At 52.4% G+C, this 24,332-nt stretch carries 29 protein-coding genes and 1 pseudogene; 18 read left to right on the top strand and 12 right to left on the bottom strand.

The annotated features are described in order from the left end of the window. Nucleotides 1-456: 456 nt before the first annotated feature. The 5 genes from C443_RS02935 to C443_RS21105 form a co-directional block, all read right to left on the bottom strand. On the bottom strand, nt 457-1,338 hold the full coding sequence (locus C443_RS02935) for a hypothetical protein (protein WP_005533667.1): 882 nt from the start codon (nt 1,336-1,338) through the stop codon (nt 457-459). 186 nt (nt 1,339-1,524) lie between these two features. Next, nucleotides 1,525-1,659, bottom strand: coding sequence for a hypothetical protein (locus C443_RS22055; protein ID WP_318249588.1), 135 nt, complete (start codon nt 1,657-1,659; stop codon nt 1,525-1,527). Then, a complete protein-coding gene (locus C443_RS02930) occupies nt 1,660-1,959 on the bottom strand; it encodes a hypothetical protein (RefSeq protein WP_005533665.1) in 300 nt (99 codons plus the stop codon). 592 nt (nt 1,960-2,551) lie between these two features. Next, a complete protein-coding gene (locus C443_RS02925; RefSeq protein WP_005533663.1) occupies nt 2,552-2,869 on the bottom strand; it encodes a helix-turn-helix transcriptional regulator in 318 nt (105 codons plus the stop codon). A gap of 487 nt (nt 2,870-3,356) precedes the next feature. Beyond that, nucleotides 3,357-3,569, bottom strand: coding sequence for a transcriptional regulator (locus tag C443_RS21105; protein ID WP_152423007.1), 213 nt, complete (start codon nt 3,567-3,569; stop codon nt 3,357-3,359). Nucleotides 3,570-3,721: 152 nt separating this feature from the next. On the opposite strand from C443_RS21105, the gene C443_RS02920 reads away from it, so the two are divergent. From C443_RS02920 to C443_RS22050, 3 genes are all read left to right on the top strand, one after another. Further along, nucleotides 3,722-4,018 carry a hypothetical protein gene (locus C443_RS02920; RefSeq protein ID WP_005533661.1) on the top strand — a complete coding sequence of 99 codons (297 nt, stop codon included), beginning with the start codon at nt 3,722-3,724 and terminating at the stop codon, nt 4,016-4,018. After that, nucleotides 4,015-4,194 (top strand): hypothetical protein, encoded by a 180-nt coding sequence (locus C443_RS02915; protein WP_005533660.1) that lies wholly within the window; start codon nt 4,015-4,017, stop codon nt 4,192-4,194. Before C443_RS02920 ends, C443_RS02915 begins: the two co-directional genes overlap by 4 nt. 96 nt (nt 4,195-4,290) lie before the next feature. Further along, complete coding sequence (locus C443_RS22050) at nt 4,291-4,965, top strand: hypothetical protein (protein ID WP_318249586.1); 675 nt, start codon at nt 4,291-4,293, stop codon at nt 4,963-4,965. Between the two features lie 969 nt (nt 4,966-5,934). On the opposite strand, the gene C443_RS20665 is transcribed toward C443_RS22050, so the two are convergent. From C443_RS20665 to C443_RS21095, 4 genes are all read right to left on the bottom strand, one after another. Further along, entirely contained in the window at nt 5,935-7,074 is a 1,140-nt protein-coding gene (locus C443_RS20665) for a DNA cytosine methyltransferase (RefSeq protein ID WP_005533654.1), read from the bottom strand. A 63-nt stretch (nt 7,075-7,137) separates the two neighbouring features. Further along, nucleotides 7,138-8,112, bottom strand: a complete 975-nt coding sequence (locus C443_RS02905; protein ID WP_005533653.1) for a hypothetical protein — start codon at nt 8,110-8,112, stop codon at nt 7,138-7,140. Next, nucleotides 8,109-9,908 (bottom strand): ORC-CDC6 family AAA ATPase, encoded by a 1,800-nt coding sequence (locus C443_RS21100; RefSeq protein ID WP_152423006.1) that lies wholly within the window; start codon nt 9,906-9,908, stop codon nt 8,109-8,111. Before C443_RS21100 ends, C443_RS02905 begins: the two co-directional genes overlap by 4 nt. A 2-nt stretch (nt 9,909-9,910) precedes the next feature. Further along, nucleotides 9,911-10,990 carry an HD domain-containing protein gene (locus C443_RS21095; RefSeq protein ID WP_152423005.1) on the bottom strand — a complete coding sequence of 360 codons (1,080 nt, stop codon included), beginning with the start codon at nt 10,988-10,990 and terminating at the stop codon, nt 9,911-9,913. Between the two features lie 326 nt (nt 10,991-11,316). Between C443_RS21095 and C443_RS02900 the strand changes: the two genes are divergently transcribed. From C443_RS02900 to C443_RS02895, 3 genes are all read left to right on the top strand, one after another. After that, the gene (locus C443_RS02900) at nt 11,317-11,679 is read left to right on the top strand and encodes a hypothetical protein (RefSeq protein WP_005533649.1); all 363 of its coding nucleotides are present in this window, start codon (nt 11,317-11,319) and stop codon (nt 11,677-11,679) included. Next, nucleotides 11,676-11,837: a hypothetical protein gene (locus C443_RS21400; RefSeq protein ID WP_005533647.1), complete on the top strand. Its 162-nt coding sequence runs from the start codon at nt 11,676-11,678 to the stop codon at nt 11,835-11,837. The genes C443_RS02900 and C443_RS21400 overlap by 4 nt, the downstream gene beginning before the upstream one ends. A gap of 193 nt (nt 11,838-12,030) precedes the next feature. Next, nucleotides 12,031-12,213 carry a hypothetical protein gene (locus C443_RS02895; protein ID WP_005533645.1) on the top strand — a complete coding sequence of 61 codons (183 nt, stop codon included), beginning with the start codon at nt 12,031-12,033 and terminating at the stop codon, nt 12,211-12,213. 395 nt (nt 12,214-12,608) lie between these two features. Here the strand turns inward: C443_RS02895 and C443_RS02890 are convergent, their stop codons facing one another. Further along, the gene (locus tag C443_RS02890) at nt 12,609-13,103 is read right to left on the bottom strand and encodes a hypothetical protein (RefSeq protein ID WP_005533643.1); all 495 of its coding nucleotides are present in this window, start codon (nt 13,101-13,103) and stop codon (nt 12,609-12,611) included. Between the two features lie 413 nt (nt 13,104-13,516). Here C443_RS02890 and C443_RS02885 point away from each other — a divergent pair, with 413 nt between their 5' ends. From C443_RS02885 to C443_RS02855, 8 genes and pseudogenes are all read left to right on the top strand, one after another. Beyond that, nucleotides 13,517-13,696, top strand: coding sequence for a hypothetical protein (locus tag C443_RS02885; RefSeq protein ID WP_049943861.1), 180 nt, complete (start codon nt 13,517-13,519; stop codon nt 13,694-13,696). A 103-nt stretch (nt 13,697-13,799) separates the two neighbouring features. Then, nucleotides 13,800-14,063 carry a hypothetical protein gene (locus tag C443_RS21085; RefSeq protein WP_005533642.1) on the top strand — a complete coding sequence of 88 codons (264 nt, stop codon included), beginning with the start codon at nt 13,800-13,802 and terminating at the stop codon, nt 14,061-14,063. Between the two features lie 105 nt (nt 14,064-14,168). Beyond that, nucleotides 14,169-14,726: a hypothetical protein gene (locus tag C443_RS02880; RefSeq protein WP_005533640.1), complete on the top strand. Its 558-nt coding sequence runs from the start codon at nt 14,169-14,171 to the stop codon at nt 14,724-14,726. Nucleotides 14,727-15,034: 308 nt separating this feature from the next. Next, nucleotides 15,035-16,033: an IS110 family transposase gene (locus C443_RS02875; protein ID WP_005533638.1), complete on the top strand. Its 999-nt coding sequence runs from the start codon at nt 15,035-15,037 to the stop codon at nt 16,031-16,033. 214 nt (nt 16,034-16,247) lie between these two features. Then, a pseudogene (locus C443_RS21080) lies at nt 16,248-16,511 on the top strand (hypothetical protein); the annotation flags it as partial. Further along, the gene (locus C443_RS02870) at nt 16,508-16,690 is read left to right on the top strand and encodes a hypothetical protein (RefSeq protein WP_005533634.1); all 183 of its coding nucleotides are present in this window, start codon (nt 16,508-16,510) and stop codon (nt 16,688-16,690) included. The pseudogene C443_RS21080 and the gene C443_RS02870, both read left to right, overlap by 4 nt. Nucleotides 16,691-16,792: 102 nt before the next feature. After that, entirely contained in the window at nt 16,793-17,104 is a 312-nt protein-coding gene (locus C443_RS02865; protein WP_049943860.1) for a hypothetical protein, read from the top strand. Between the two features lie 1,395 nt (nt 17,105-18,499). Continuing rightward, nucleotides 18,500-19,009, top strand: a complete 510-nt coding sequence (locus tag C443_RS02855; protein WP_005533629.1) for a hypothetical protein — start codon at nt 18,500-18,502, stop codon at nt 19,007-19,009. A 276-nt stretch (nt 19,010-19,285) separates the two neighbouring features. On the opposite strand, the gene C443_RS02850 is transcribed toward C443_RS02855, so the two are convergent. Then, nucleotides 19,286-19,468, bottom strand: a complete 183-nt coding sequence (locus C443_RS02850; RefSeq protein ID WP_152423003.1) for a hypothetical protein — start codon at nt 19,466-19,468, stop codon at nt 19,286-19,288. A 20-nt stretch (nt 19,469-19,488) separates the two neighbouring features. Further along, nucleotides 19,489-21,054 (bottom strand): exodeoxyribonuclease VII large subunit, encoded by a 1,566-nt coding sequence (gene xseA, locus C443_RS02845; protein ID WP_005533625.1) that lies wholly within the window; start codon nt 21,052-21,054, stop codon nt 19,489-19,491. Nucleotides 21,055-21,309: 255 nt separating this feature from the next. Between xseA and C443_RS22045 the strand changes: the two genes are divergently transcribed. From C443_RS22045 to C443_RS02825, 4 genes are all read left to right on the top strand, one after another. Then, nucleotides 21,310-21,675: a hypothetical protein gene (locus C443_RS22045; protein ID WP_005533621.1), complete on the top strand. Its 366-nt coding sequence runs from the start codon at nt 21,310-21,312 to the stop codon at nt 21,673-21,675. A gap of 129 nt (nt 21,676-21,804) precedes the next feature. Beyond that, nucleotides 21,805-21,999 carry a DUF7557 family protein gene (locus C443_RS02835; protein ID WP_005533619.1) on the top strand — a complete coding sequence of 65 codons (195 nt, stop codon included), beginning with the start codon at nt 21,805-21,807 and terminating at the stop codon, nt 21,997-21,999. Next, on the top strand, nt 21,999-22,385 hold the full coding sequence (locus C443_RS02830; protein WP_005533617.1) for a PIN domain-containing protein: 387 nt from the start codon (nt 21,999-22,001) through the stop codon (nt 22,383-22,385). The genes C443_RS02835 and C443_RS02830 overlap by 1 nt, the downstream gene beginning before the upstream one ends. A 175-nt stretch (nt 22,386-22,560) precedes the next feature. After that, on the top strand, nt 22,561-23,049 hold the full coding sequence (locus C443_RS02825) for a hypothetical protein (protein ID WP_005533616.1): 489 nt from the start codon (nt 22,561-22,563) through the stop codon (nt 23,047-23,049). Nucleotides 23,050-24,332: the final 1,283 nt, after the last annotated feature.

Genomic DNA, 24,332 nt, shown 5'->3' with positions numbered 1-24,332 from the left:
TATTATAAACCGAGTAATACAGATTGCATGGTATACTGCTGTCCTGACTGGTTAGTCCCTCACTGGTAGCTTTAATTGGGCGGGTTGTTCCCGGAAAGGGTGAAGATTTCCTGCCGACCGAACAGGACGAGCAGCAAATGCAGGCTGCCTCGCCACGGGTTCACTAAGAGCTAACCAACAAAATAGGAGGATTCGCGCGGTTGTTGGTTAGCATAGGTATCACCCTATCGTCTCACTAACATGGAGGGTTGTCCGTCACACCCGTTGTGAACCAGCGAACTGCTCTGGTCGCTCCGTTCGTGTTACGACCACTCACTACACTCCTGAAACCAAGGGGTCGCTCCCGGTTCCTGTAGCTACCAAACAGTGGCGTCGGCAGCGGCAGGGCACGTGCCACCGCGTCCGACAGCGTCGATTTAGTGCCGATTCCCGTCTTCGTCGGTGTCCGTCACAGGGTCAGGCCGAGGACTCCACCACAACGGGTGTGACGCCACCCGTCGCGGCTTTGTGGTCGCTGTTCTCTAACAGATCGAGGCCGATGTAGCGTTTTTCGAGCAGTCCTTCAGCGACCTTCATATCCATCGCGAGGATTTCCGTTTTCGTCTGGTCTCGCCCGACTTGTCGGGTTTTCTCGACGATATCATCGCCGCCCAATTCGACGAGTGTCTCCCAGACTCGCTTGATCGTCTGTCGGTGGGGCTCTTTCCCGAGTTCGGCAGTCAAAGCCGTTTGCAGATCGGCTCTGGTCATGAACACGCCGCTGCCGTCGGTTCGCGTCGTGGCAAACTCCGGCCAGCGTTTGGCGATGGCAATGGCCCGATAGGTGTTCTGTCGATTCGACCGCTCGACGAACATCGTCTTGAATTTCGACTGCCGACAGTTCGCGAAGAAATCTAGTGGCGAACTGCTGGGTTCGATGCCTTCGGGCAACTGCTCGGCGTCTTCTTGCTGGTCGGTGTCGGCTTCGAGTTGCTGGGCCTTGGCGATGGCACTCTTAGCGACATCGTGGGTGGTCTCCTGTTGGGTTTCGACGTCGTCGAGGCGGCTCTCGTTTTCCGCGGCCGTCCCAACGGCTGTCGTCGCAACGTCGTGGGTCCGTTCGAGGTCGGCCTCGAGATCGTCGACGCGGGCTTGGAGGTCGTCAATAGTCGCGACCAACAGCTCAAGAACACTCGAAACGGGGGGTGATACTTCGTCGCCGAGTTCGCTGACAAGTGACTGGAGGTCGTCGGTATCAGTGCCATCCTGTCCGAGGTCCATGTCAAGGTGGTAGGCGAGGGCTTTGTCGGTGGCTGTGCTGTCAGTCTCGTTGTCGTCGGGGCTTGTTTGTCGTGGCATCGTGACCACAGGACCCGTGCCCGGAATCGAACCGGGTAGTGCTGACCACAGCACGGGCTATCGAGGTGTCGACTGACGCTGGACTACTGACTGGCAACGGTGTCTCGTGGCAGCCGGAGTGACGCTTGAGCGCCTGCCAGCCTCAGCGCCGGCTAGGAGCGACGCTGGTGGGCATCCCGTAGCGGGTCACCTCTCGATCACCGCTGGACGCTTGCTACCGATGTCGTGGGTGTAGTCACCAATCATGTCGCGGAGCCACCGCTCGTCAGGCTGTGTGGGCGCTGTGTCGCGTTCAGTCGTAGCCGTGGTTTTCGGGGCCATCTACTGCTTCTCTCCCGCGAACGGCTCAGGACTGCTGCTGTTGCGTTCGACTCGTGCGTAGTCTGTCAGTGGGACGGTGAACGACAGACACTCGTCAGCGGGCTCGATGGCGGTGGCCACCTGCCGGCGCGTGGCTGTATCTGGCTCAGACGCTCGCAGTCGGTGGATTGTCTCGGTCGACAGGTCGGCAAGCAAGACGCCTGTGACCTGCTCGGCGTCGACAGCACAGACCAGCAGGGAGGGATCGCTGTCGGTGGTCGTGATGGCGACAATCTCGCCGGCAGCGGGCTGGGTCGTCATCGACCAACCTCCCGGTGGCACAAACGGGTTGTCAGCGGGTAGCCACTCGGCCGTAAATCAATGGACGGCGGAACGGTATCACATATGTTTTGTTTACCAACCACATATCGTTCGGTCGGGTTCTGGTCCCCGCTCCATTCCCTCTTGAATCCCCCCAAATTCATCGATTGGCCCGGGTCCAGAACCCGTCGTCGTGGATGACGACTTCGGATGGTGCACACGCCACTCCCACACCCACACCTTGGCTGTCCACCATCTTTCGGTGACGGGCCACACTGGTAGCGGGATCGGCTGACGGGAGGAGATCGACCACAGCGTGAGCGGTGAGTCCCGCTCACGAATACGGGTACGGTACCGTATGTACAGGCCCCGAAAAAGTTATTTACAGGGATTGGGTTGTGCATAGATGGGTCCCGGGTCCCGCGTCCCGTTCCGCTGGGAATCTGCTCACGACCTGAGCAGTCGGCACCCAGAACCCGTGCGTGCCTCTGACAATAACCGGGCGACTCGCTCTGTGCCCACAGTCGCCCGGCTTTTACTCTCCGGCTAGAATATAAAACCGGTTTGATATTGTCGTGATACCACTGAGTCATCACGATTGCTCACCTCCAACGACGGGCCGGGGCTGGTCACACAGGCCGGCGAGCGTGTCGGCATGGTGCTGGAGGAGTTGAGTGCCAGTGCCAGTCAGCGTATATTCGTTGGTGCGGCCGTCGAGTTCTTTTCGGTTGACGAGGTTCTGGTCGGCGAGTTGTGTGAGATTCTGGTAGAGGCGGCTGTGGTTGATCGGGTCGGCGTAGCGCTCGTCGAGATAGTCTTTCAGCGCGAGGCCGTAGGGCTCGTCGTCGACGGCGGCGATGGCTTCGAGCAGATCGCGCTGGAAGCCCGTGAGGTCGTGGTAGGTCGTCATCGGTGGCCTCCCTGCGTGTGTCTCTGGCTGGTGGATTCCGGATGAACGGAAATCGAGGCTGGCGAGCGATGCGACTCTTCATGGGTGGGCTTGCGAGTGGTCATGGGGTCGACGGGACGCCGATGTGTGCGAGTCGGCGTCGCCTGTTTTAGACTGTTACACTGGCCGCACTTAACCTTTGCTGGCCGTAAATGAAAAACACCGCATAACTTAATCGCCAGTCGGGATTGTAGCTTGATGTGCCTAGTGGACCAGATCCGGCTGCAAGTCCTCGTGAAATTCTTCTCTTCATGGTCCAATCCCCTGACCCCGCTTTTACCGCAAGTGAGGTCGGAGATGAGTTTGACAAAACCCGACAGTGGGGCCATCAGCAGTTACAGAAACTGGAGTCGTCTGAATACGTCGATAGCAAGAATCCCGGCGGAAATTCACGCTTCTACTGGGTTACTGATGAAGGCAGACAGTACCTTTCTGAGACACGCGGAAATTAATTTTCTACCCACCAGACTACAGTTTGTTCTCCAGTCTTCTTTCTTTCTACAACGTCCTGCTCGTGAAGTTGTGTGAGCCGCTTATGTGCCCACTGGCGGGTATGTCCGAAGAATTCTGCAATTTCGGATGCTGCGGCAAACGGACCGGAAATTTCTCCGAACGCGTCAACAATCTCTGCGTCGGTAACTTCGCGTTTTCCCTGAGACATCTTCTACTATCACTGTCTTTTACGGCCAGCAAAAGTATTATGGTGGTGGCGTAACATAAGATAAGTACAGGAACACACGCGCCGCTGGTCGATTTCGCACGAAATCGCCCCGGTGATTGGAACACCGAGGCACGTGGTTCCCACAAGAACCAATGGCAACTACGCAATCCAATCCACAAGAACGTACCGCCCGCGAACTACTGACCCAAGGCCGACCGCTGTTTCTCGGCGTCGACGGCGAGGGTGCAGCGTATTACTGGGACAGCTACGAGTTCGCCGTCGCTGTTGTGGCGGCTGATTGCGACGCCGAGACAGTTGAGCTGGCAGCGACGCCCTTCGAGACGCTTTCTGAGTGGTGCGAGTACACGCGCTCGGAGCGCGGCTGGGCGACTGGTCCGAATGTCGGTGGGTCGCTGGTTGGAGATTTTGTTCGGGCGGTGGAAGCATGAGTGAGACTGTCGTCGACGCGAGAGGCTTCGTGTACGAGCCGGTGTGCGGTCCCAAGCGGAAGATTGAGTTCGAACCACGATCGGACGGTAGCTTCGAGCGTATCGAGGCCGTCTGGAACGGCTGTCAGTGGCGGGTGACTGGCAGGGAGGTTGTGACGACCATGCGGCGCATCTGATTCCTCCCGCACACCTCTCTACAGTACAGTTCTCTCAGAACACAGAATCTGATTAGTGCGAGAATCATGGCTACAACGTGAATGTCTCTATTGTCTGTGATTACAGAAGGTCTTACTCAAACAGCCAATGGAGAGGGCATCAAGTACGACAGAGAGTTCCTCCGGAACTACCTCTCTAAGGTCGATTCTGTCGACGATGACCTACGGGAGCTACTGAAGGGCGGTTTTACATCCTACCTCAATTGCATCAAAGACTACAAACTCCTGTTCGATGTCCACTTCGTCGACCGGCGCGGTGGCGAGGCCACACAGCGGATGACCAAGCGATACAAAACTCGTTTCAATGACCAAGGGCGCGTCTCGAAGCAGCTCGCTCGGTCTAACGATGCACTCGAATACGGTTACGAGAACCCTGACAACGCCGTGCTGGTCACATTGACGACCGACCCAAAGCGCCAGGACTCGCTGCTCGACGGAATTGATTCGATCAACGAGAACTTCAATCGACTCCTGTCGTACTTCGATTCAGATCCTTCGACAAAAGACAATACTCGACGTTCCGCTGTTCCTAGTTGGCGGCACGATATCGATAGCGAGGTGACTGGGCGACCGCGTGACCGACCGGACTACATCAAGGCCTTGGAGTTCACTGAGAAAGGCTATCCGCATCTCCATGTCCTATTCTTCGATGTACCAACGGGTGATAGGGATGATATGCCGTGGCTTTGCGACAAACCGGAGGTAGCTGCAAAGTGGGCCGACTACGGCTAGGGCGAGATCGTCGACGTGTACCCGCTGACGTACCGCGACGACCTTGACGAGCTGGAACCCGAATTCCAGAGCGACGAGGGCTTTGTCGATTGATATCGGTTTGGTGACCACGATCACGGTGAAGAGTGGGTACGCGATCGAACCCGCTCGCACGAACTGATCGAGTTCGGTGACGACAGTTATGAGAAAGAGTCGACAGCTGGCGCGTATCTCGGCAAGTATCTGAGTGCGACCTTCGGCTCGCTGCTCAATGCCTCAGAGGCGTTCAAGCAGGGTGACGACGACAGAGAGACGTACGCCGACAAAGCAGCGATGTGGAAGCTCGCACTGTACTGGGCGACGAACCGACGGTTCTGGTCCTGCTCTAAACCGATTACGGAGGGTATTGAACCAAACGACCATCTCCAAAATCCTGACGTGCGTGAAGCCGTTCGGTGGTGTTCGCTTGACTCGGTGCAAGCTACGAGCGAATCCGAGATACGCGATGATCTCGCACGTCGGCAGTGGGACAACATCACAATCTCGACGCTGCCGTAGAGCGTGCGATTTCTGATGTGGAACAGCCGCAGGTGCGTTCAACGCTTCCTGACGAAATAACATTCCGGAGCGTTGTCGACTACATCGGTGCGTACGCCTATCGGGACCTCCCGGAAAGAGAGGTAGCCGACAGTTCAGGCAATCTTGAAGGGGCTGAGGACTGTGTCGTTGATACCAATAATTTACCCGAGGTTGATTGTGAGAGTGCCTTACCGATTGTAGATGTGTGGTCATAACCGGTGTGGATATGAGTTCACAGGAACAATCTCCGCACACAATATCGCTCAATACAGGGAAAATAAGTATCAACTGCCTTCAATCAAATAAATGCAAATAAAAGATATAATATCACAGAAAATATTCACTTTGTCGGCTACCAGTTTGCATATCAACCAATAAAATAACGAGAATTATTTGACATAGACTCGAAATTCAAACAGATGAAATCTCACTCGTAGCATGGCAATTTTGAAGAGACTTTCCAATGGAATATGCCAAATTCACAGGGACTGCATCGCCCACCATCTGTTGACGAGCATTGAAGCTACTGCCTTTAAAGTGATAGTCATCAGGGAATGATTGGAGCCTTGCTGCTTCCCGTACCGAAAGTAAGCGATTCTGAGTAGGATGAACTATCATCTGCTTTCGGAAATTAGCTACCGTTTTTGCTGGCTCATCTTCATCTAATCGTTGATAAATATGATCATGCGTCTGCTGACGATTTGTATAATTCTTCATGAGATCTTCTGGAATGTCTCTCCAATTACCCCCTTGAGGAATATGCTTGAATCGTCGGTATGTCTTCTCTTGATTCCTTGTAGTGCGGTGGTTCATAACGATACTCTTCTTTTCGTTACGACGCATTTTCGCCACATATTCGCTAATCCCAGAATTATTAGGTGAATATTCCATTCTCATTTCTCCACCGCCACCAGTTGGTAGTTCAGGTAAATCTGATATCGCTTGTTTAACTGTTACAGGCATTTGGAATTTGAATTCGCCTTGAGTAGGTAATTCTGGTTCAACGGATTTATGACCAATAAAAAAGACGCGGCGTCTTTTTTGTGGGACTCCAAACTTTTCGGCTTCTAAAACTCCATGTGTGGTACTGTACCCCATTTCTTCAAGACGTGCGATTATCGATTCTTTGAACTTACCATCCGCTATAGTGAGCAATCTCGGAACATTTTCTATTAGAACAGCCTCAGGATTAATCTCTTGAACTATCTCTAAGAATCGAGCTGGTAGTTCATTCAAAGGATGTTCTGCAGAATCTGACCGAACATTCGCCATGGAAAACCCTCTACACGGTGGCCCCCCGATTACTAAATCAACATTCTCGATATTAGATCCATTCTGAGAAACAGAGTCTTTAATATCAGAGATTGCACCCTCTCGCTGAATATCGCCCACGATGGGCTCACAATCATGATTAGCCCTAAACGTTTCAATAGAATTCTCATTATTGTCAATACCAGTGATGATATTATATCCCGCTTTGGAAAAACCTGCACTCAGTCCCCCTGCTCCACAAAAAATGTCGATAACATTCTTGAGTTCCGTCTTCGGCATCTACCAATTTCATTCCGCAGCGTTATACTTTAAACTGTTTACTATCCTATTCCCCAGTTGGCACTATTTCACCCAGTCAATGTACATTGCTTCTGAACCCGATGAGTAATTTTTTAAATTATATTCACCAGGAATAGTATAGACAACTTGGACTTCGCGCGATTCCCTAGCTGCGCCCCATGCCCCTAAAGTAGATAATTTGGTGCTCATAGGACTCAAAACGAGGTTGTATTCATCAGTGTATTTCTGAATAATCTTTTTAATTTCTTTTTTACTATCAGTTATACTATCTGCAGAGAATCGAAATCTGTCTGTGTCTTGTTGGCTTAGAACTAACTCCTGCTTCTGTAGATTCTCTTCAAGAAAGGTTTCCTTGGTGGGTGGATTGCCAATCCCCATGAGTACTTTACCGGGTTCAATTTCTTCAATTGTACTAACTGCTCGATCTTTCTCAAATCCCGATAAGATTATTAATAATGTTGGCTTACTTGAGTTTTGTATTCCAGCAAATCCAATCACATTTCGTACTAGTCGATGGCCCTTGGTAAGCCACTCACCATGCTCTTCTGGTGATACATATAGGACTCTAGTAGTAACGTTATTACTCAGGGAATATAGAATATTGAAAGCTACCAAGAGCGACTCTCGGTTGAACGAAGTCACATCAACTGTGATATTTAAGCTATTTCGCCCTGTGAAGTCTTGAAATCCGTCTCGCAGAGTATAGAGTTGTTCATCCGCTTCTAACCAGCTCCCCATCAATACGTCCACGTTTTCGCAATGTTTCTGAAGACTCTCTTTCTGTTTGTTTAGATGGGTTTTGGTCACCTCACTGTTTGATCGTTTGAAATACTCCTTATTTACATAAACAATACCCCAGTCTGCCTCATACTCTGAGTCAAGAGACTCAGTTGCCGTCAGCGTTCGCTCCTCGAAGCCAGCACTAGTAAGATAAAGGTCATCAGGTTTGCTGGAGTCAATCTTTCCAACAGTAAATTCTGACCCAAGTTGCTCGGATTCGATGAACTGATTGCTCATTTTTCCTCCGTAAATGTATTCAACGACTCTTGCTTATCATCAATATCTAACCGTCGTCTGACAAATTCAGAACTATCATTGCAACCGATTTCGAGCAGTTCTGGGGTCAGTGTTATCCTACCTTCAAACCCGGTTGGGTCTAATTTGAACATCGGTGCTAATCTTCGATTGAGTATATACCAATCAGATCTACCACCACCCTCCTTTGTACTATATGTCTTTACTTTGAAATAGCGTATTCTCTCTCCCAATTCCAAGACCCGATCCAAATCAGAATCACTAGGGATATCACCACGGATAGTAAATGAAAATACTCGCGGTTCGCGAGAGTCAGGGTCGTGAAGCCGGTGATAAAACAACTCTCCCAAAGATCGCACCAACGTTTTTAAATCTTCGATGTATCCCATATCCTCTTCAGGGAGAGTTTTAGCGATTTTTTCAGGGGCTTCTTTCAGAAAGTCCTCAGAATTCTGTTTTAAAACCTTATGTTGAATTCTTGGCGGAATGTGTGTTATATCATCAACATTATCTCCTTCACGCTTGACTTCATTGAACATCAACTGGCAAGGCTCTAAGAAATTCCGAACTACACCTGAAGAGATATGGACAATCTCATCGAATCCGGAATAGAATTTTTCTGTTTTTCCTGCGGCCAATTCTTGGAATAAGCGGGCCTTAGCATACCTTGAGGTATAATCAGATTGACGACCTGGTTTTCCCTCCTCTAACCATTCGTCTTCTAATTCATCTTTAATTTCGTCCAGCCTTTCTTGTTCAAACTCTCTATATGGCAGGAATTCTCCAATATCGGTTGTGGGTACACCGGATACTTCTAATCGTTTTTCTACAATATCTCGGACCTTCTTTGAATACTGCTTGTCTTCACCAGTATAGAGTTCCTCAAAATCTATCTTATTATAATCGTGCGTCTCTTCAATTCTCCCTCGACCCGTTGTCTCAAACGTTTCATACCTATCTCTAGTTGAAGAAATCTTCACACAAAGGGTACTCTGATCTCGGTTTGCAATCCATGTGTTTATGACTTCTTGTTGTTCTTCAAATAGATGGAAAGCATCATCAATAAAAATGTACACTGGAACATCAGATCGGCCGAGTAACTGCTGAACATTGGACATTAGCGGAAGCAAAAAGTCGTGATAGCCGCTGGTTGCGCCAGTATACTTCGCATCTGAACTCAGTGCCAGTTCTTGTAGATAGTGGGATATTTGACGTTTTTCGGATATGAATAACTCTTCTAACCACCTGAAAGGCTCTTCGTCTTGGTCATATCGATCTGAGGCATATTCCCGAGAAGCAGTAATTGAACCACTATCGAACAAATCTAGAATTCTACGTGAAAACCTGACCTTTTCATCATGGTCAAAGTAACTACTTGGAAATTGCCCGGAAAGAGTTGAAAGGGTCTCTTCTGCAACTGTCAAATTAAGAAGGTGTTCGGATATAACCTGTGAGGCACGATCATTTAGTAAATCAAGTTCTGTCTTGTCAATCTCTCCTTTTTTGCAAGGAGTATAGATACCCAAAAATGGTTTATCGCTATCAAAAAAATCGTCAGGAGAATTATACTCGACGAATCTACATTGTGGTTCTAAGTATCTAAGCATAAAGCTCTTTCCAGAGCCTCTCGGGCCCCAAATAAAGGTGTGTTTCTGCTCCTTAACATTATCTAGCTGAGTATGCTCTTCAATAAAGAGGTCAACAATCTGCTCAGCTGGAACGTCCTTCAGTGCGTCAGGGCTATGTACAGCAAATGGATTTTCTGCAAGATCTATCATTTTTATTTTCCCCCATGTGGTAAGCCAGATTCAGCCGTGTCAATCTCGTCTGAATCTGGAAGTTGATGGGGTTTCCATTCTGAATACTCTTCGAAAAATTCATCATATATATTGATGTTCGGATAGTTACCTTTGGTAGTCAGTCCTGCTGCAGCGAGGGTTTCATTTATTTCTTTCACAATGATATTTGAGCTATCACGAATAGTGATTTCTACGTTTGCCTCCCGGACCTCGGCATACCTATTGAAATACCGTTCGCAATATGATAGTTCATTTACTAATTTTTCAAGGCGACAAATAATGTATTCGATTAGAGATATTTCGTCGTCATCATTTCCTCTTTCTTCGAAACTTCCCGGGCAGGGGTACATTTTGGTAGCCTTCTCGAAGCCAACTTCTATATTGAGATTTATAGCTTTAGCATTTAGGTGTGGATGGCATCCTTGAATTGTTTCGGCGTAACGCCAGAAAATTTCACTCTCTTCAGGTACAGTTTCTCGTACCCAGGTATCACCTGACACCCGTTCCTGTGTCTCTGATATCTCGTCAGCAAAACGCAAAATCCCGGCTAATGACTTGGGATATATTTTATAAATTTCACCCCCCACATTGAACGTGGCACTTTTTTTGGGAATATCTAATCCTGCTTGATGACGGTGACCCTTGATAATATCGTCCACTGTCGCTTTTATTGAGGTAGATGGAAACGCGATGTCACGGAAGCGGGAAGCCACTTCGGTTGATATTCGCTCATGTTTAGATCGGTTTACAATCATCCCTACGTCATGCCAAAGGATGCCCGTGAGAAGAATAAATAAATCTAATTCGTTTAGATCCCCCTCGTCAAGGTCCCTTAGTTCATTTTCTAATAGTCGGCTGGCTTGATTCATGACTGCGGTAATATGTTGTCTACCGTGGTCTGTATACCAGCTACAATTTGATTGAACCCAAGGATACATTTCATTCTCAAGGTGCCTCTTAGTCTGTTTATACTGATCTAAAAATTGAGTTGCATTTTCAGAATTATTTGCTGCACTAATTAGCGCTTGCTCCAAACCTGTTTCCAAAGTAACCTTTGACATCTTAGATGAGAGAACTCCCTTATTAAGTGTTCAGACTGTGAATTGCCTTAATTGTTTTCCGACTCTTTCTACAAAACTATGTATTCGGCATAACGGTGAGTAGTGCCTAAAATCAGTGAGTGAAACTTAGCTATTGGGCTCTGTTTCAATAACTAGAAGTGAAATTTTTAACTCGTAATTGTTAGCTTACAGTATAAATGCCTCTGCTTAAATGTAGTAAGTTTATAAAATTTGGTTGCAGGACAATTCTGAATCATTAGTGTCTATTTTCACTTTCACCGAGCCTCCGACCCCTTCTAGTATCCACTCCCGAATTTTCGTCGTGTATGGCAACTCAGGAAACGCTATCCTTCGACGATCTCGAACCGGTCGACAACAGCACCGACGACTACGATTCGGTGTTGATTGAGCCGGAAGCCGGCGAATCGGTCGTCGGTGAAATCCGTGACCTCTCGCCGAACTGCGGCAAGTACGATACTACTGTCATCGAACTGGCCTGCGGTATCAGCGATGTGGTCGCCATGTGGTCGAACAACCGGATCAACAACGCGCTCGACGACAACGACCTCGGCGAGGGTGACGTGGTCGGTATCAAGCACACCGAACAGACGAGCACGTACACGAACGAGGCCGATGAGGAACAGGAGTACGATATCTGGGAGGGTCGCCAGTTCGGTGATGCTGAATGAGCTACCAGAACCGTGTGAGCGACTACATGAACATCCGTAGTCTGCCCGCCATGCTCTCGGTGGCGTTCGTCGCGGCCAGTCTCTACCAGTTCGGCGGGATTCCGACTGTCGAATCCTGTGGCTGTTCAGTAAATTATAGTCTTGCACGCCGCTCGTAACAAAAACCGGATAGACCGACGGTCAGTGCGATACGTCGCCTCTCTGCGCTACCCAGTCCGAAACCACTCTACACCGCTAACCAACAGCGACCGTTTTTGACTGATAGTGTTGGTTAGCCACGGAGCGCGAGTGAGATAGCAGGGCGAACGCCGACTGTTCGCTACTTGACGCTCTTGTTCGGATGGTGGAAGCATGAGCGGTCAGTCTGTCGCCGACACGAAGGGCTTCGTGTATGAACCGGTCCGTGGTCCCAAGCGGAAGATCGAGTTCGAGTTGCGGAGCGATGGTGGGTTTGAGCGCATTGAGGCTGTCTGGGACGGCTGTCAGTGGCGGGTCACTGGGCGGGAGGCCGTGACGACGATGCGGCGGATCTGAGGTATATCTACTGGCATAGCTCTTCAAAGTTGGTCAGTCAGTTTTTGATCCCAGTGAGAGAGGAAATTATACAACTTCGGAGTCTGAACAAACTATATGGCATTTTGTGATTATTGCGGCGACAAAGTCCCACCCGGAGAAGGATTGGATTCTCCTCGTAACAGTGCCCACATATTCTGCAACAGAACGTGTATGAGAAGATATCAGGAAGAGGGGTAGAAAGGACCAGACATTCAAAAAGTAAAGAAGAGATAGCGCAGTCTGGAAGAGCAACACCTAACACGGCGTGTTCACTTGGATACAACAGCTGACAGAGTTTCACAGATCAAATGTGCAATCATTGGTTAGGAGAGGGAGAAACTGTGCCCCCATACAGTTACCGTTGACTTCGTCCGTTATTCAAGGCGGCCCACAGGAGGCTCCAGATGGGGTTCCCGGCGGAACAGCTCTTCGAGCGGTTCTTCCATCAACTCCGGATGATCGTACGCGGCTCGCCCGATCTGCTCGAACCGCTCGCTCATCGTAGTCCTGTTTCGGATTTCTTCAAGCTCGAAGTCGTCATCTCGGAGTGACATCGCAAGGTCTCTAGCCTCGTTGATCAATCGACGAAGTTCCTCAATATCCTCTGAGTGCGCATCGGTATCATTGGAGTTGAGCGGCCCTTCAGCTACGAGATGATCAACGTGGTCGTGGAGCTGCTCGGCAATGTCGTCTGCCTGCGCTTTCAGTCCGGGAGCAGCATTCACCGTCTTCATCTGCAGCGTTCTGACTGCCGACTCAGCATCCCTACCGACATAACCACAAGTTTGAGGAGTGATCTGCTTGGATTCGTCAAGGCGCTCAAAGCATTCTTCAAGTTCAATTTGTGCAGTGTCGAGTATATCAGGCATCGTATCAGACGGCATGACGACGCAGAATAAGCTTTTTGCAGGCCCATAGTGTCGTCTTGGAATAATAGCAGTAGAGTTTTACCTCGGTTTGCGAACCTTCTTGAGCCAAGAGGCCCATGAACTGGATAGACGTTTACGCGAGATACGGGCTGCTACCCGGCACAGACTCGTTCTCGACAGTTTCACTGCCGAGAGCCATCGCTTTCACTCGCGAGCGTCAAATCAGTGGGTGCCACCAACCCACCAAGATCGCTGGCACACACTAGGAGCACCCATCGGCCACCGAGGTGCCCCGGCAGCCGACGGACGTACGACCCTTTGCAGCGGTCGCTTGTGTCGCTGTCGGTGCGGGAAATCGGGGCCATCACGAAACCCATGCTAACGAACGCCCGCCGCCATCGAGGAGCCAGCCGATGAACAGCGCCCAACTTACCATCCTCGCCATTACGACCGTTGTCGTCGCACAGATCCTCTTTGCAGTCGTTGGCCTCGCCAAGTTGTACGAGCCCAGCGCCGAGGTCTTGGTCGGCGTCCAACTTGTCCTCGCAATCGGACTGTCAACAGTCTCGACCGTGGCGTGGATGGTGCGGTGATGGTGGCTCTTAATCAACGGTCCGCCACTTTCACCCGAAGATGTTGGTTAACCACGCCGCCTGAGACGGTGGCCCACCTGTCGGCGCGCCCGTCGACGACCTCGTGCGAGGCGCCACACGGGACTGTGCCGTCGCTACCCGCCGTCGAGTCCGCTACGAGTTCGGTGGGGAAGCTGGTCCCAATGGCCGGGTGGATCTCCTAGATCCCGACGTCGGCGAGCACGGCAAGTGGTCGGTGGCGACGCTCGCGAGCGTCGAGTTTGATCCGCGGAGTGATGGTGGGTTCGAGCGCATCGAGGCCGTCTGGAACGGCTGTCAGTGGCGGGTGACCGGTCGGGAGGTCGTGACGACGATGCGCCGGATTTGAATTTTGGAGCAGCTTGTTTTCACCGCGAAGAGTCAGAACCGACTGGTCAGTACACTTGAAAGTGAACCAACAAGATATATAATGACTGTGAATTAACATTACCCTATGCAGTCCCCGAACTCAAACTCCCTCCAGACCGTGTTCAACCGATACGGTCCCACAACTGATCGTAGCGACATAGCTGCAGGATATGCAGCAGTAATCGGCGCCACCCTTGTATCGGCACTCTACATCATGTCGGTCTGGTTCGTTGAATCTGGGGTCTTCGATCTCAGCTGGTCACCATACTTTGCAACGCTTGAGTTCAACTGGGTCGTCTACTCTGCAACGGTTGGACTGGCCTTTGCCGTGCCATCGGCGTTTCTCGTCGGAGTGGTCGGCTGGCGGCTTGTCCCGACCCAGACCGCATTTAGTGGTGCTTTGAAGGGTGCCGTCGGCGCTGTGGCTACGTACCTTGTGGCGTTTGTACCAATCGCGGCGGTTGTCTTCGTGATGGAAATTGCGAGTTCGGAGCCAGTCGGGTTCGGTATCGCAATAACGAATGCGTTTGAACTATCCGGCCTCTTTGTCGCAGTCGGATTCATACTCACATGGTGGCTCGCAATTCCAGTCGGCTGCCTCGTAGGATTAGTATACGCGGCCCGCCATCCGACTCCGAATTGAACCGGGTTCCGTCGGAACTGTCTCTGTTGACAAAAGCTGCCAACAAATAAAATCGTGAAGTTATTCTCATTACTTTCCCTGTACTGATTCGATGGAAATTCTGCTATCCCATGAGAGCGTGAAACAAGTATGGGACGCAAGAGACCGGTGGTTGGTCCGTGCCTTAGAGCACGTTGTACTGATTGGTCCGAGTGCGTAAGAAGCCGAATTATGGGCGTTACAGCCCGACTGCCGCCAGGAGCGGCAGTCGGGAAAGCCCGCATAGGTGACTCTCTGTTTCACGCACCGGCGTCCCGGAGTGACAATCCATGTTCCTTGGAATTGACATTCACAAGCGATACGCACAGGTGGCAGTGATGGATGAGGCTGGTGAACTCCTCGAAGAGGTTCGCGTCGAAAACGCGAACCTCGACGACCTCGCCCAGCAGTATGCTGGAGCAGAAGCCGCAATCGAGGCAACCAGCAATTACTACCACATCCACGATACGCTGTCTGAGCACCTAGATGTGACTGTTGCCCACCCCGAAAAGCTGAACCTGATTTCTGATACCGACAAGAAAACTGATCGTGTTGACGCAAAGGAATTGGCGCGACTATGTCGGTTGAATTCAGTGCCGGAAAGCTACGTTCCTACTGATGAGATTCGTGAAGCCCGCGCACTCGTGCGCGGGCGACAGAAGTTGGTCGAAAACCGGACAGAATACGCAAACAAAATCCACGGATTGCTGTCTGATCACGGCATCACTCGGAAGGTCAAACCGCTGAGTGTGAAGGGACGAGAGTTCCTGCGGGAACTCTCGCTCCCGCACCCGTGGGAAGAATTGCTAGCGTCGTATCTAGAGATCATCGAGACGCTCACCGACGAGATTGAGCGACTTGATGCAGCAATAGAGGACCGCGCTGGGTCTCTGGAGGAGACCCAGCTCTTGATGACGATTCCCGGTGTGAGCTACTATTCGGCGCTGATGATCTACGCCGAATTAGGCGAGATAGATCGGTTCGACAGGGACAAAGAGGTCGTAAGTTACGTTGGATTGAACCCAATGATCCGCGAGTCTGGCGACTCGCGGTTCGAAGGTGGAATCTCAAAACGGGGATCAGGACGGATGCGCTGGATCCTCGTTCAGTGCGCGCAAACAGCAGTTCACACATGTAACGACGAGTATCTACGTCGGTTCTATGATCGGTTAGCAGGAAAAAAGAGTTCACAAGAGGCAATCGTCGCAACCGCTCGCAAGTTGCTGGTGTCAATTTACCATATGCTTGACCGAAGGGAGGTGTACAATCCACCAGGTGTGAGTGCCTGAGCGCCGTCGCTGCGACGGCGCTCAGTGGCCGGTTCTCAGACCGTGACAGCCACAGCTACCGCACAAGATTCCCTCAGCCTACCAATAGTTGAGAGTGGCATCAGCCCACAGTCTGGTGGTTTTCACATTTCGGTCAATCTGAAATTTGCACGGTCCAAAATATTATGACGTCAACAGTGGTTTGTTTAGATAGCAGAATTTCCATAGGTGACCGTCCAGTCGCGAACGACTCACCCAAGGTCGACCGCTCTTCTTGGGCGTCGACGGCGAGGGTGCCGCACATTACTGAGACAGCTACGAGTTCGCCGTCGCTGTTGTGGCGGCTGATGGCGACGCCGAGACGGTCGAGCTGGCGGCGACGCCCTTTGAGACGCTTTCGGAGTGGTGCGAATACACGCGCTCGGAACGTGGCTGGGACGTTGGGCCGCACGTCGGTGGGTCGCTCGTCGACGATCTCGTTCGGGCGGTGGAAGCATGAGCGAGGTTTCGGTCGTCGACGCGAAGGGCTTCGTGTACGAGCCCGTTCGAGGGCCGAAGCGGAAGATCGAGTTTGAACCACGGTCGGATGGTGGCTTTGAGCGCATCGAGGCTGTCTGGAACGGGTGTCAGTGGCGGGTCACCGGGCGGGAGGTCGTGACGACGACGCGGCGGATCTAAGTAGCGGCTTGATTTCTTCACTGGAGTAGCGCAGGAACGGCTGGTCAGTATGTGTGCTTATTGATCAATCATCTTATTAGGATTCGCGGGAGGGTAATGTATATGGGACATGACCTTACACCAATGTTCAACGGCGAAATCAATGCAGAAATCCTTGAAACAGCTTTAGAGGAGCCCTCATCTAAAGGATATGTAAAGGTCACAGAGTGGAGCAAGTATCACAACCACGCGGTAGTGTTTGCTCACTTTTCTGAGGGAGGGCAATTGAAGACTACACATTACGATGGACAAAAAAAGAAGGAAGTGCAGAACTTTGTCCAAGAAGACGGAAGCATCAATATTGGAACTGAAGAGTGGCAAGGAAAACAACTACTCTTGGCGGTCCTTGATCAGAAGGTTCCGACACACGAGTAGCTGGGAGTTTGATAACTAGGGGTAGTATTCTGATTCAATCCCCTGTATATTGCACGCGGGTTTCGACCAGACATGATAGATTGGGAGTCAGGTCGGTATCTGAATCCTCTGTACCGTCCAGAAGAACGGTTGGTCGAATAAGTCGCCCTCTCGACTTCTGGAACAAGCCAGCAATTAAACTGACCGGAGTCAATGATTTCGACCACGACTCAGACGGTTATGTTTTTATTGGTCACCGGTAGCACTTCTCCAAGTCCGCAGTGTAATTTCCCTATCGCTACGTGGATTCGAGAGAGTCCATGGTGGGTCGCCAGGATCGCGAGCAGATAGCACTTGCACGATATCGAGGCCCGTCACTCCTGCAATCTCTCGTGGGTTCAATGTGGAATATTCACGGGCAATTGCAGCGAATATATCGACGTGGTTCCAAGATTCAACGTCAATATCGTCGAGGAACATGAGTATCACCTTGTCTAAAGCAGCAGCGCTTGAGTTCGGAGATGACGCAAAGCAACGGCGTGGCATATTCTCCGTAGCCAACTCCCAGCAGACGGACGTATCCTCAGAAGCCACCGAGAGGGATGGGTTTGGATCCGACATCGGATTGCAATCGACGGTAATCTAATTGATTAGCGTACCGGTTTAGCGGATTATGGGTAAGGGTGAGTAGCCATGATAGTCCGCCTAACTCCATGCTATGGGCACCTGCTAAACCGGTGGTTCTATATGCGATTTCGAGAACCTATAGAGAGCCACTGGTATTCTCTCAGAGGACTTATTCTGGCAAAATCTAATATTCGATATCTTATCATTACCATCATAATCGCTGTACGGCAGCCTACTGTACTATTCTGCTAATTAAAACATAGTTTTTATACGATTGTAGCTGGTGGCGTGTGGCTGTGCGGTTCTCGGTGATCCCCGCTCAGTGAGACGTGTCTGTTGAGTACGGTCGACTCGCTGGGTGGCATCGTCGATGAAATACTCCTTGTGAAGAGAATCCAATGACTCAGAAACTCAAAGACAACATTGTCATCGGTCCCGATGCAGAAAGTCAACTTATCGAAAAGTCGTCCGGCCAGCGAGAAATTCGCTGTCGGAGTCACGACAGCTATGCGCTCGTTATTCGAACTCGACAGCAAGCGCTTGATCTTATCCAAGCGCTGGCCAAATTCGCTACCGAACTAGAGTAGGCCATACACGGGTTCTCCCGAACTCAGAGCCTCGCGACGTAATCTCTGTCGAATTGTCTGGTCAGAGCGTCCTGTAGTGACCGTCCCGCACGCGAACTACTGACCCAAGGCCGACCGCTGTTTCTCGGCGTCGACGGCGACGGTACAGCGCATTACTGGGATAGCTATGAGTTCGCCGTCGTCACAACTGATTACAACACCGATGACTCGCTGGCAGGCGCTGGATACGCTCCAACAGGCCGGTGTGTCGGTGTTCGTTTCGATGTCACCCACATATCCGACCATGGACGAGGACGACTTTCACGAGCTACTCAGCTACTTCAGAGCGCTCGGCGAAGTCGTCGTCTTCCACGAACCAATCAACCCACGCGGCGCGAACTTCCAGCAGTGTCCCAACGCCGCTGAAAAAGCCGGCTACGACGACGTTGTCGAAGAACTCCAGCAGCTACAGGACAGTCACCAGTACTGGGTCGAGTACGCCCTCGACCAACTGAACACGGTCCAGCAGGTGGCGACGCGCTTCGACGGCCTGCAGGTCCATTCCTGGCCCGATGACGAGCTCGTGCGGTCGACAAGCGGCCAACTCCGCTCGAAACTCAAAGCCATGCAGCAAGCGGTCTCACCTGAATCATTCTCCGACCGTGCGCCAGACACGTCGCCGGAGCAATCCGAGTTAGCTCGGGACGGCGAGTCCGTCAAGCATCTCATCTAACGACCAGCACAACGCCAGAGTCGGGAGTGGCTGGCACTTGACTGAAACACTCAAAAACCGATGTTGTTCCACAAACGACGGGTTTTGCCCACGTATCCGGGGATTTTCTTTGCCACAGATGGCACCAAAGACGGCGGTTCGAACTGGCTCGTGGATGCAGCCACTGGCGATCCCATCGGCGAATTTCGTGTAGTCCACCTTCTGTCCAGTACAGACAGATTCTGTATCCGTTGATAGAACTAAGAACTAGTCCGGCAGGTGCCTGGGGGCATCACTTTACTCCCGAAGGATCTCTCCGTCACCAAGATCGAGATCGGCCTCCAGATCATCAAGCAGGTCCATCGCTTCATCATGCAGACGCTTTGCGTCAGCCGGATTCATACTCTCCGCTTGCTGAAGCTCTGACCGAATTTCCTCGACACGCTCTATTTTTCGGTCAACATCATCATATCCGTCCATGTCTACCCCTTTTTGTCCCATTATATGAATCCAAGGAAGACTGCAAGCAGGACCGCCACTATGATGAGGAGTACAATCACTAAAGCCACGAGCGCGTAATTTCGCCGTTCCAAGCCCTGTTTTTCTGCCTGGATATCCTGTTCCCGTTCGATCCGGGCCGTTTCATTTTCGATTGTTGTTCGTGAATCGGTGATCCACCGCTTCGTGAGCTGCCGATAGTTGCTACGAATCTCTCTCCGGTGGCGTCTAAGCCACCGGTCACATTGGTCGTGAGTTGCCGAGCGGATTGCCTGCTCGTTCGACTGTACCCACCGTTCTGTTTCATCACTATAGGCCGACTGAATATCACGTCGATGTTGGCGTGTCCATCTCAGCGATGTATCAGAGCAGACGGTGTGGATCGTTTGACGGTGCTCGTGTAGCCAGGACTGCGTGAGCTGGTGTGCACTCTCCGCAATTGCCGTATTGGTTGATGTGATCCACTGGCCAGTAAGCTGCTCAGCGTCACTCCTGATATCTGTCTGTGAGCCTGCCAGCCAGGCTTCAACGTGGTCTCGATAGGCGGTCGAGATATCTTCCCGAGCCGTTTCGAACCACTCCGTTATGTGTTCGGTTGTTTCATCGTGAATAGCTGCGTCAGTATCGGCTACCCACTGCGTGGCTCGTCTATTGTATGCCGCTTGGATTTGTTGGCGGCTTTCAGCGATGTCTTCTCGGTATGTCTCGGCATCCAACATCACCGCGCTTCCAACGGCGGTTGGGGTCTGTACCCGAACATCAGCAACTTTGTCGATCAAGGGTTCGTCAGCGTCGTGGCCAATAGCTGCGACAGTCGGCGTTTCCGCTGTTGCGACGCTTCGAACCACGGGTTCTTCGTTGAATGGTCTGAGTGCGAAATCGCTCCCACCGCCACGCGAAATAACGAGAACGTCTACCTCTGCAGCCTCCGCAGCCGAAACTGCGTCCGCTATCTCACTGGGTGCATTGTCTCCCTGTACTGTTGCATCAAAGAGACGGATATCGACGCCAGTATGTTGGGATCGGAGACTCTCGACGATATCTTGCTCAGCATCGCTCCCAGCAGCCGTCACAACACCGACTGTCGTCGGTAAAGTCGGAATCGACTGTTTCCGATCATCAGCCAGCAGCCCCTCATCCGCCAAGGTTTTACGGAGCTGTTGAATGCGCTGCCAGTATGCGCTTTCACCAACGAGATGTAGATCATCGACTTCCAGACTGGGGTGTCCTCCGGCTTCAAAAAACGTGAGATTCCCTTTCGCTGCTACGAGCATATTCTGCTCCATCTCGATATCCAACTGTCCACGCTTACTCTCCCAGACAATACATTTGACTTTTCCATCGGTTCTGGCCGCAGTCAGTGAAAAGTACAGATGGTCCGACTGCGTGCTCAAATCGCCAATTTCACCGATAATATACTCGCTGTCGAATTTTGAATACGCTTTGAAGAAGCCACGAAGTTCGGTAGTGACGTCTTCAACCGGAATGAGTGCATCCACGTCGAGATCGTCTGGCAACTCTGTTGGTTCGACATCATCGACGGTCGAATCATCTGACAACAACCCCATCTATTAGCATGGTTATCCGCCTGCAGTAAGTATGTTTTCCGGAGTTGGCTACCTCTTCGCAGTGGAGACATGATGCGAATTTTGTGAGCCTCTGTCGGGTGAGAGGCGTTCCTGAACATGAGTATTGAACAGCAGTCCGTCGACGAACAGTCTGCAGACACCGAAGCCGACGAGCACTCAGCTATTCGTGCCCAGCATCGACAAGCGCAGGCCGATGGCGAGGTTTTTGAGGGTCGTCCTTGGGGTGAGAGGTAGATGTGTTGTCCCGACTGCCGCCGGCTACCGTCGGCGTCGGCGTGTGTCGACAAACGCTATTACATCAGTGGGGAGGCTTACGACCCGATTCCGTGGGGTAAGGGCAGCCAGTATCTCACTCACGAGTTGCAAATTCTCCAGAGTAGTGGGCCGACCACTGTGATCGATCCCGAACGGTGGCGCGACTGGTCATGTCCTGCCTGTGGCGTCGAGCGAGGCGAGATACATCATCGGTTGTGCGACTACGAGGAGTGCCCCGCGTGTGGCGAGCAGTTGCTGCTGTGTTCTTGTGTCGTCGAGATTGAAGTCCTCGCACCACGCAGTACAAGGCGTCGCCTCAAGCAACTTCTCGGTCGTCTCCTGTAGGTAGGATTCCCCTGGTAGAGATCTGTGGTCGGTGTCAGTTGTTGTGACTACACGCATCTTATTCGCGAGAGTGTGCGGTCATTTGGCCAGGGCAAACACTCATAACTGAGAAATTCATTAGAAATTCACATGAGCCGAACATCCATTCCCATAGATACTGATACAAAAGACAGACTCGACGAGGCGAAACGAGAAGATGAAACGTGGGATGAATTCCTCCTCCGAATTGTTGCATCGACTGGTGACGGGATGTCTCCAGGGATACTGTCTGATGAAGAAGCCGAGGAAGCACTGGAGATCGTACGAGAAGGTCGCGAGCGGTAATGTTTCTCGATACTTCCGCGATTATCGCCTACCAGCAGGGAGACGAGCGCGCTGTCGAGTATCTCGATGATGGCAAGCCATGGTACACATCCACAATTTGCGCCTTCGAGTATATCAACGGCCGGCTTGGGAGCGGTGAAACTGACGTACTGGCCGTCAGACAAGAGTTTTCGGATGTACAGACAATTGACCTGAACGAACCCATTGCAGTCGAGGCCGCACGTCTGCAAGATGAAATAATGACCGACGGAGGGCGACTTGCAACTGCTGATATGCTTATTGCGGCTACAGCCCGCTCAACTGGTGACGAACTTGTCGTCGCGGATAGCGACTTCGAGACTGAGGTCCTTCAAACTGTGATGGAGGTCACGAACCTCCGTAAATGAGCGATACGCAAATATACTAAGTGGCTATTTCGGCCACCTCAGTAAGTAAATGAACCCAGTCACAACGACTGGTAGCAAGACCAGACCCCGTGGTCAGAGTTTTGTGTGCGCCGGCGAGGGTGCCGGCGTCGCACTGACTGCAGTGCGTAGAGCGCCGGCAGGTCACGGTCTACCAATGCATATGCTCATCTACGCGCTAGTTGAGGCATCGACAGCAGACGAGGCACTCGCCGCTGGCAAGGGCGTCTTCGACAATTTGGTCGACGTCGATAGGCACTCAGACCCAGTGTTCGACTACTACGTCACGTTCGACGAAAGTTCCACCGTCGCAGGCCAATCCCGGTGGGGCGAGCGTCCGACCGCGGCCCCGGTCGACTCCGAGGCCGGCCAAGAACTACTTGGGGATGGCTGGGAGACAACGAAGTCCGCGTTCGAGCGGAATCTCCAAGCGGTCAAAGACGCCCTCAACGAGTTCTCAGACGAGGAGATCATGCGCGACAAAGACCTTTGTCGGCATACGTTCCAGAGAGTCGGAGCCGCCAAGGGCCCAGATATTGCACTGTACGAGGAACACGGATGCGGGATTCGCGACCGGACACAGCTTGACCGGCTTCTGGACGAGAGTGACAGCCTCTGGATCGTCCCCGCCGACGTTCACTTCTGAGGGAGAGCCGCGGCAGTCCGTTTTCGTCGAACCCGATTTTGTGTGTTCCTGGCGGGTGAGGAACACGAATGTCGGAGACTCCTGACTCATGCCCGAGAGAGGGTTGTGACGCAGCGATCATCAAGACCGAGACTGCCGACGTCGAGGCAGACCCACGGGCTCGGGACCCGCGCACTGAGCCTGTCGTGACGTGTACGGAGGGCCACCAACGAGTCGTCTAGCCCTGGTGGTCTGCTGTTCCGAGGGGAGACGACGCGCACGTCGGCGTCGCGCGCGGTTGGAGACGAGAGGGACGCGACTGCACTGACGCTGGCAGTCGGTCCCTCTCAGCGTGGGGCAGACGGCCGGGCGAAGCGGATGGATGCCTGGTGGATAGCAGCGTCGGGCTGGCAAGCTGGCTGAGAGCGCGTGAGACAGGTGTGTGTCGGCGTGGGACTGACGGCCGGGCAGGAACAGGTGGCTGGCTGGTATGTCGCTGGCCGCCGGGCAGCCGCCGCTGGGCGACACTCTCGCTCTTGCCGGAGCCGGGACGTGGGCTGTGGGTGTCCGGAGAGGGAACAGGTGGTATACGTCTCGTGTGTGACGGGCAGCGGGGTGTTCTGGTATTGCTGGGTCTGGAGGTTAGTTGTGTGGCACTCGTGACGGTGTCGAGGGAGGTGGGACTACTGGAGGCAGGACTACTGGCACTACTGGAGGCAGGACTGGTGGGACTGGTGTCGGCGGCACTGCTGGCTTCGACGGGATTGCTGACACTGCTTGCGGTACTTCCTCGAACAACATCGCGACGACGGACTCGGTGCCGGACCAGCACACCTCGAAAGCCCCACGCCGCTGGCGGTCGCTCACCGACATATCCTCACTGCGTTCGGATAGGGGTCGCTGACCCGACCACAGCAGGCGCCAGCGGCGTGCCCCTTTCAGTCCCACCCGACTACTACGGCACAGCACAGCAGTAGTCGAACGCACGCGTCGGAGTCGCGCGCGATCCGGCTGAGGAACCCTCGCGGCCGGGCGCTCCCTCGCCGGAACGAGGACGGGCACTGCGTGCCCTGTGTTCCGGGCTGCTCACTCCGTTGCGCTGCCGGGCTTTCACCCATCCGGCACTCGCTTGGCCGCGCGGGATGCTGGCTCACCGCAACCGCATACGATGGGACCGCCCGCCGGGATGTCCACAAGCCACCGTCCATTTATATACTAATCTCACTCGAAACGCGAAACACAAAACGCCGCTTAGACACTGCCAAGACATCCAAATACTGCACTTGAAATAACCCGAATAGTCC

This window comes from Haloarcula argentinensis DSM 12282 (genome assembly GCA_000336895.1).
GTDB lineage: Archaea > Halobacteriota > Halobacteria > Halobacteriales > Haloarculaceae > Haloarcula > Haloarcula argentinensis.
This window is presented reverse-complemented; position numbering and strand designations above follow the sequence as displayed.

Excerpts from the sequence above, each read along its gene's own strand:
- C443_RS02885 (WP_049943861.1), top strand. The coding sequence starts at position 13,517 with ATGAACAGCGCCCAACTTACCATCCTCGCCATTACGACCGTTGTCGTC.
- C443_RS02920 (WP_005533661.1), top strand. The coding sequence starts at position 3,722 with ATGGCAACTACGCAATCCAATCCACAAGAACGTACCGCCCGCGAACTA.
- C443_RS02890 (WP_005533643.1), bottom strand. The coding sequence starts at position 13,103 with ATGCCTGATATACTCGACACTGCACAAATTGAACTTGAAGAATGCTTT.
- C443_RS02895 (WP_005533645.1), top strand. The coding sequence starts at position 12,031 with ATGAGCGGTCAGTCTGTCGCCGACACGAAGGGCTTCGTGTATGAACCG.
- C443_RS02835 (WP_005533619.1), top strand. The coding sequence starts at position 21,805 with ATGAGCCGAACATCCATTCCCATAGATACTGATACAAAAGACAGACTC.
- C443_RS02905 (WP_005533653.1), bottom strand. The coding sequence starts at position 8,112 with ATGAGCAATCAGTTCATCGAATCCGAGCAACTTGGGTCAGAATTTACT.
- C443_RS21100 (WP_152423006.1), bottom strand. The coding sequence starts at position 9,908 with ATGATAGATCTTGCAGAAAATCCATTTGCTGTACATAGCCCTGACGCA.
- C443_RS02865 (WP_049943860.1), top strand. The coding sequence starts at position 16,793 with ATGGGACATGACCTTACACCAATGTTCAACGGCGAAATCAATGCAGAA.
- C443_RS02900 (WP_005533649.1), top strand. The coding sequence starts at position 11,317 with ATGGCAACTCAGGAAACGCTATCCTTCGACGATCTCGAACCGGTCGAC.
- C443_RS02925 (WP_005533663.1), bottom strand. The coding sequence starts at position 2,869 with ATGACGACCTACCACGACCTCACGGGCTTCCAGCGCGATCTGCTCGAA.
- C443_RS21095 (WP_152423005.1), bottom strand. The coding sequence starts at position 10,990 with ATGTCAAAGGTTACTTTGGAAACAGGTTTGGAGCAAGCGCTAATTAGT.
- C443_RS21105 (WP_152423007.1), bottom strand. The coding sequence starts at position 3,569 with ATGTCTCAGGGAAAACGCGAAGTTACCGACGCAGAGATTGTTGACGCG.
- C443_RS02870 (WP_005533634.1), top strand. The coding sequence starts at position 16,508 with ATGAGCGAGGTTTCGGTCGTCGACGCGAAGGGCTTCGTGTACGAGCCC.
- C443_RS02850 (WP_152423003.1), bottom strand. The coding sequence starts at position 19,468 with ATGGACGGATATGATGATGTTGACCGAAAAATAGAGCGTGTCGAGGAA.
- C443_RS02830 (WP_005533617.1), top strand. The coding sequence starts at position 21,999 with ATGTTTCTCGATACTTCCGCGATTATCGCCTACCAGCAGGGAGACGAG.
- C443_RS02875 (WP_005533638.1), top strand. The coding sequence starts at position 15,035 with ATGTTCCTTGGAATTGACATTCACAAGCGATACGCACAGGTGGCAGTG.
- C443_RS21400 (WP_005533647.1), top strand. The coding sequence starts at position 11,676 with ATGAGCTACCAGAACCGTGTGAGCGACTACATGAACATCCGTAGTCTG.
- C443_RS02930 (WP_005533665.1), bottom strand. The coding sequence starts at position 1,959 with ATGACGACCCAGCCCGCTGCCGGCGAGATTGTCGCCATCACGACCACC.
- xseA (WP_005533625.1), bottom strand. The coding sequence starts at position 21,054 with ATGGGGTTGTTGTCAGATGATTCGACCGTCGATGATGTCGAACCAACA.
- C443_RS22045 (WP_005533621.1), top strand. The coding sequence starts at position 21,310 with ATGTGTTGTCCCGACTGCCGCCGGCTACCGTCGGCGTCGGCGTGTGTC.
- C443_RS02935 (WP_005533667.1), bottom strand. The coding sequence starts at position 1,338 with ATGCCACGACAAACAAGCCCCGACGACAACGAGACTGACAGCACAGCC.
- C443_RS02825 (WP_005533616.1), top strand. The coding sequence starts at position 22,561 with ATGCATATGCTCATCTACGCGCTAGTTGAGGCATCGACAGCAGACGAG.
- C443_RS02855 (WP_005533629.1), top strand. The coding sequence starts at position 18,500 with ATGACTCGCTGGCAGGCGCTGGATACGCTCCAACAGGCCGGTGTGTCG.
- C443_RS02880 (WP_005533640.1), top strand. The coding sequence starts at position 14,169 with ATGCAGTCCCCGAACTCAAACTCCCTCCAGACCGTGTTCAACCGATAC.
- C443_RS02915 (WP_005533660.1), top strand. The coding sequence starts at position 4,015 with ATGAGTGAGACTGTCGTCGACGCGAGAGGCTTCGTGTACGAGCCGGTG.
- C443_RS20665 (WP_005533654.1), bottom strand. The coding sequence starts at position 7,074 with ATGCCGAAGACGGAACTCAAGAATGTTATCGACATTTTTTGTGGAGCA.
- C443_RS22055 (WP_318249588.1), bottom strand. The coding sequence starts at position 1,659 with ATGGCCCCGAAAACCACGGCTACGACTGAACGCGACACAGCGCCCACA.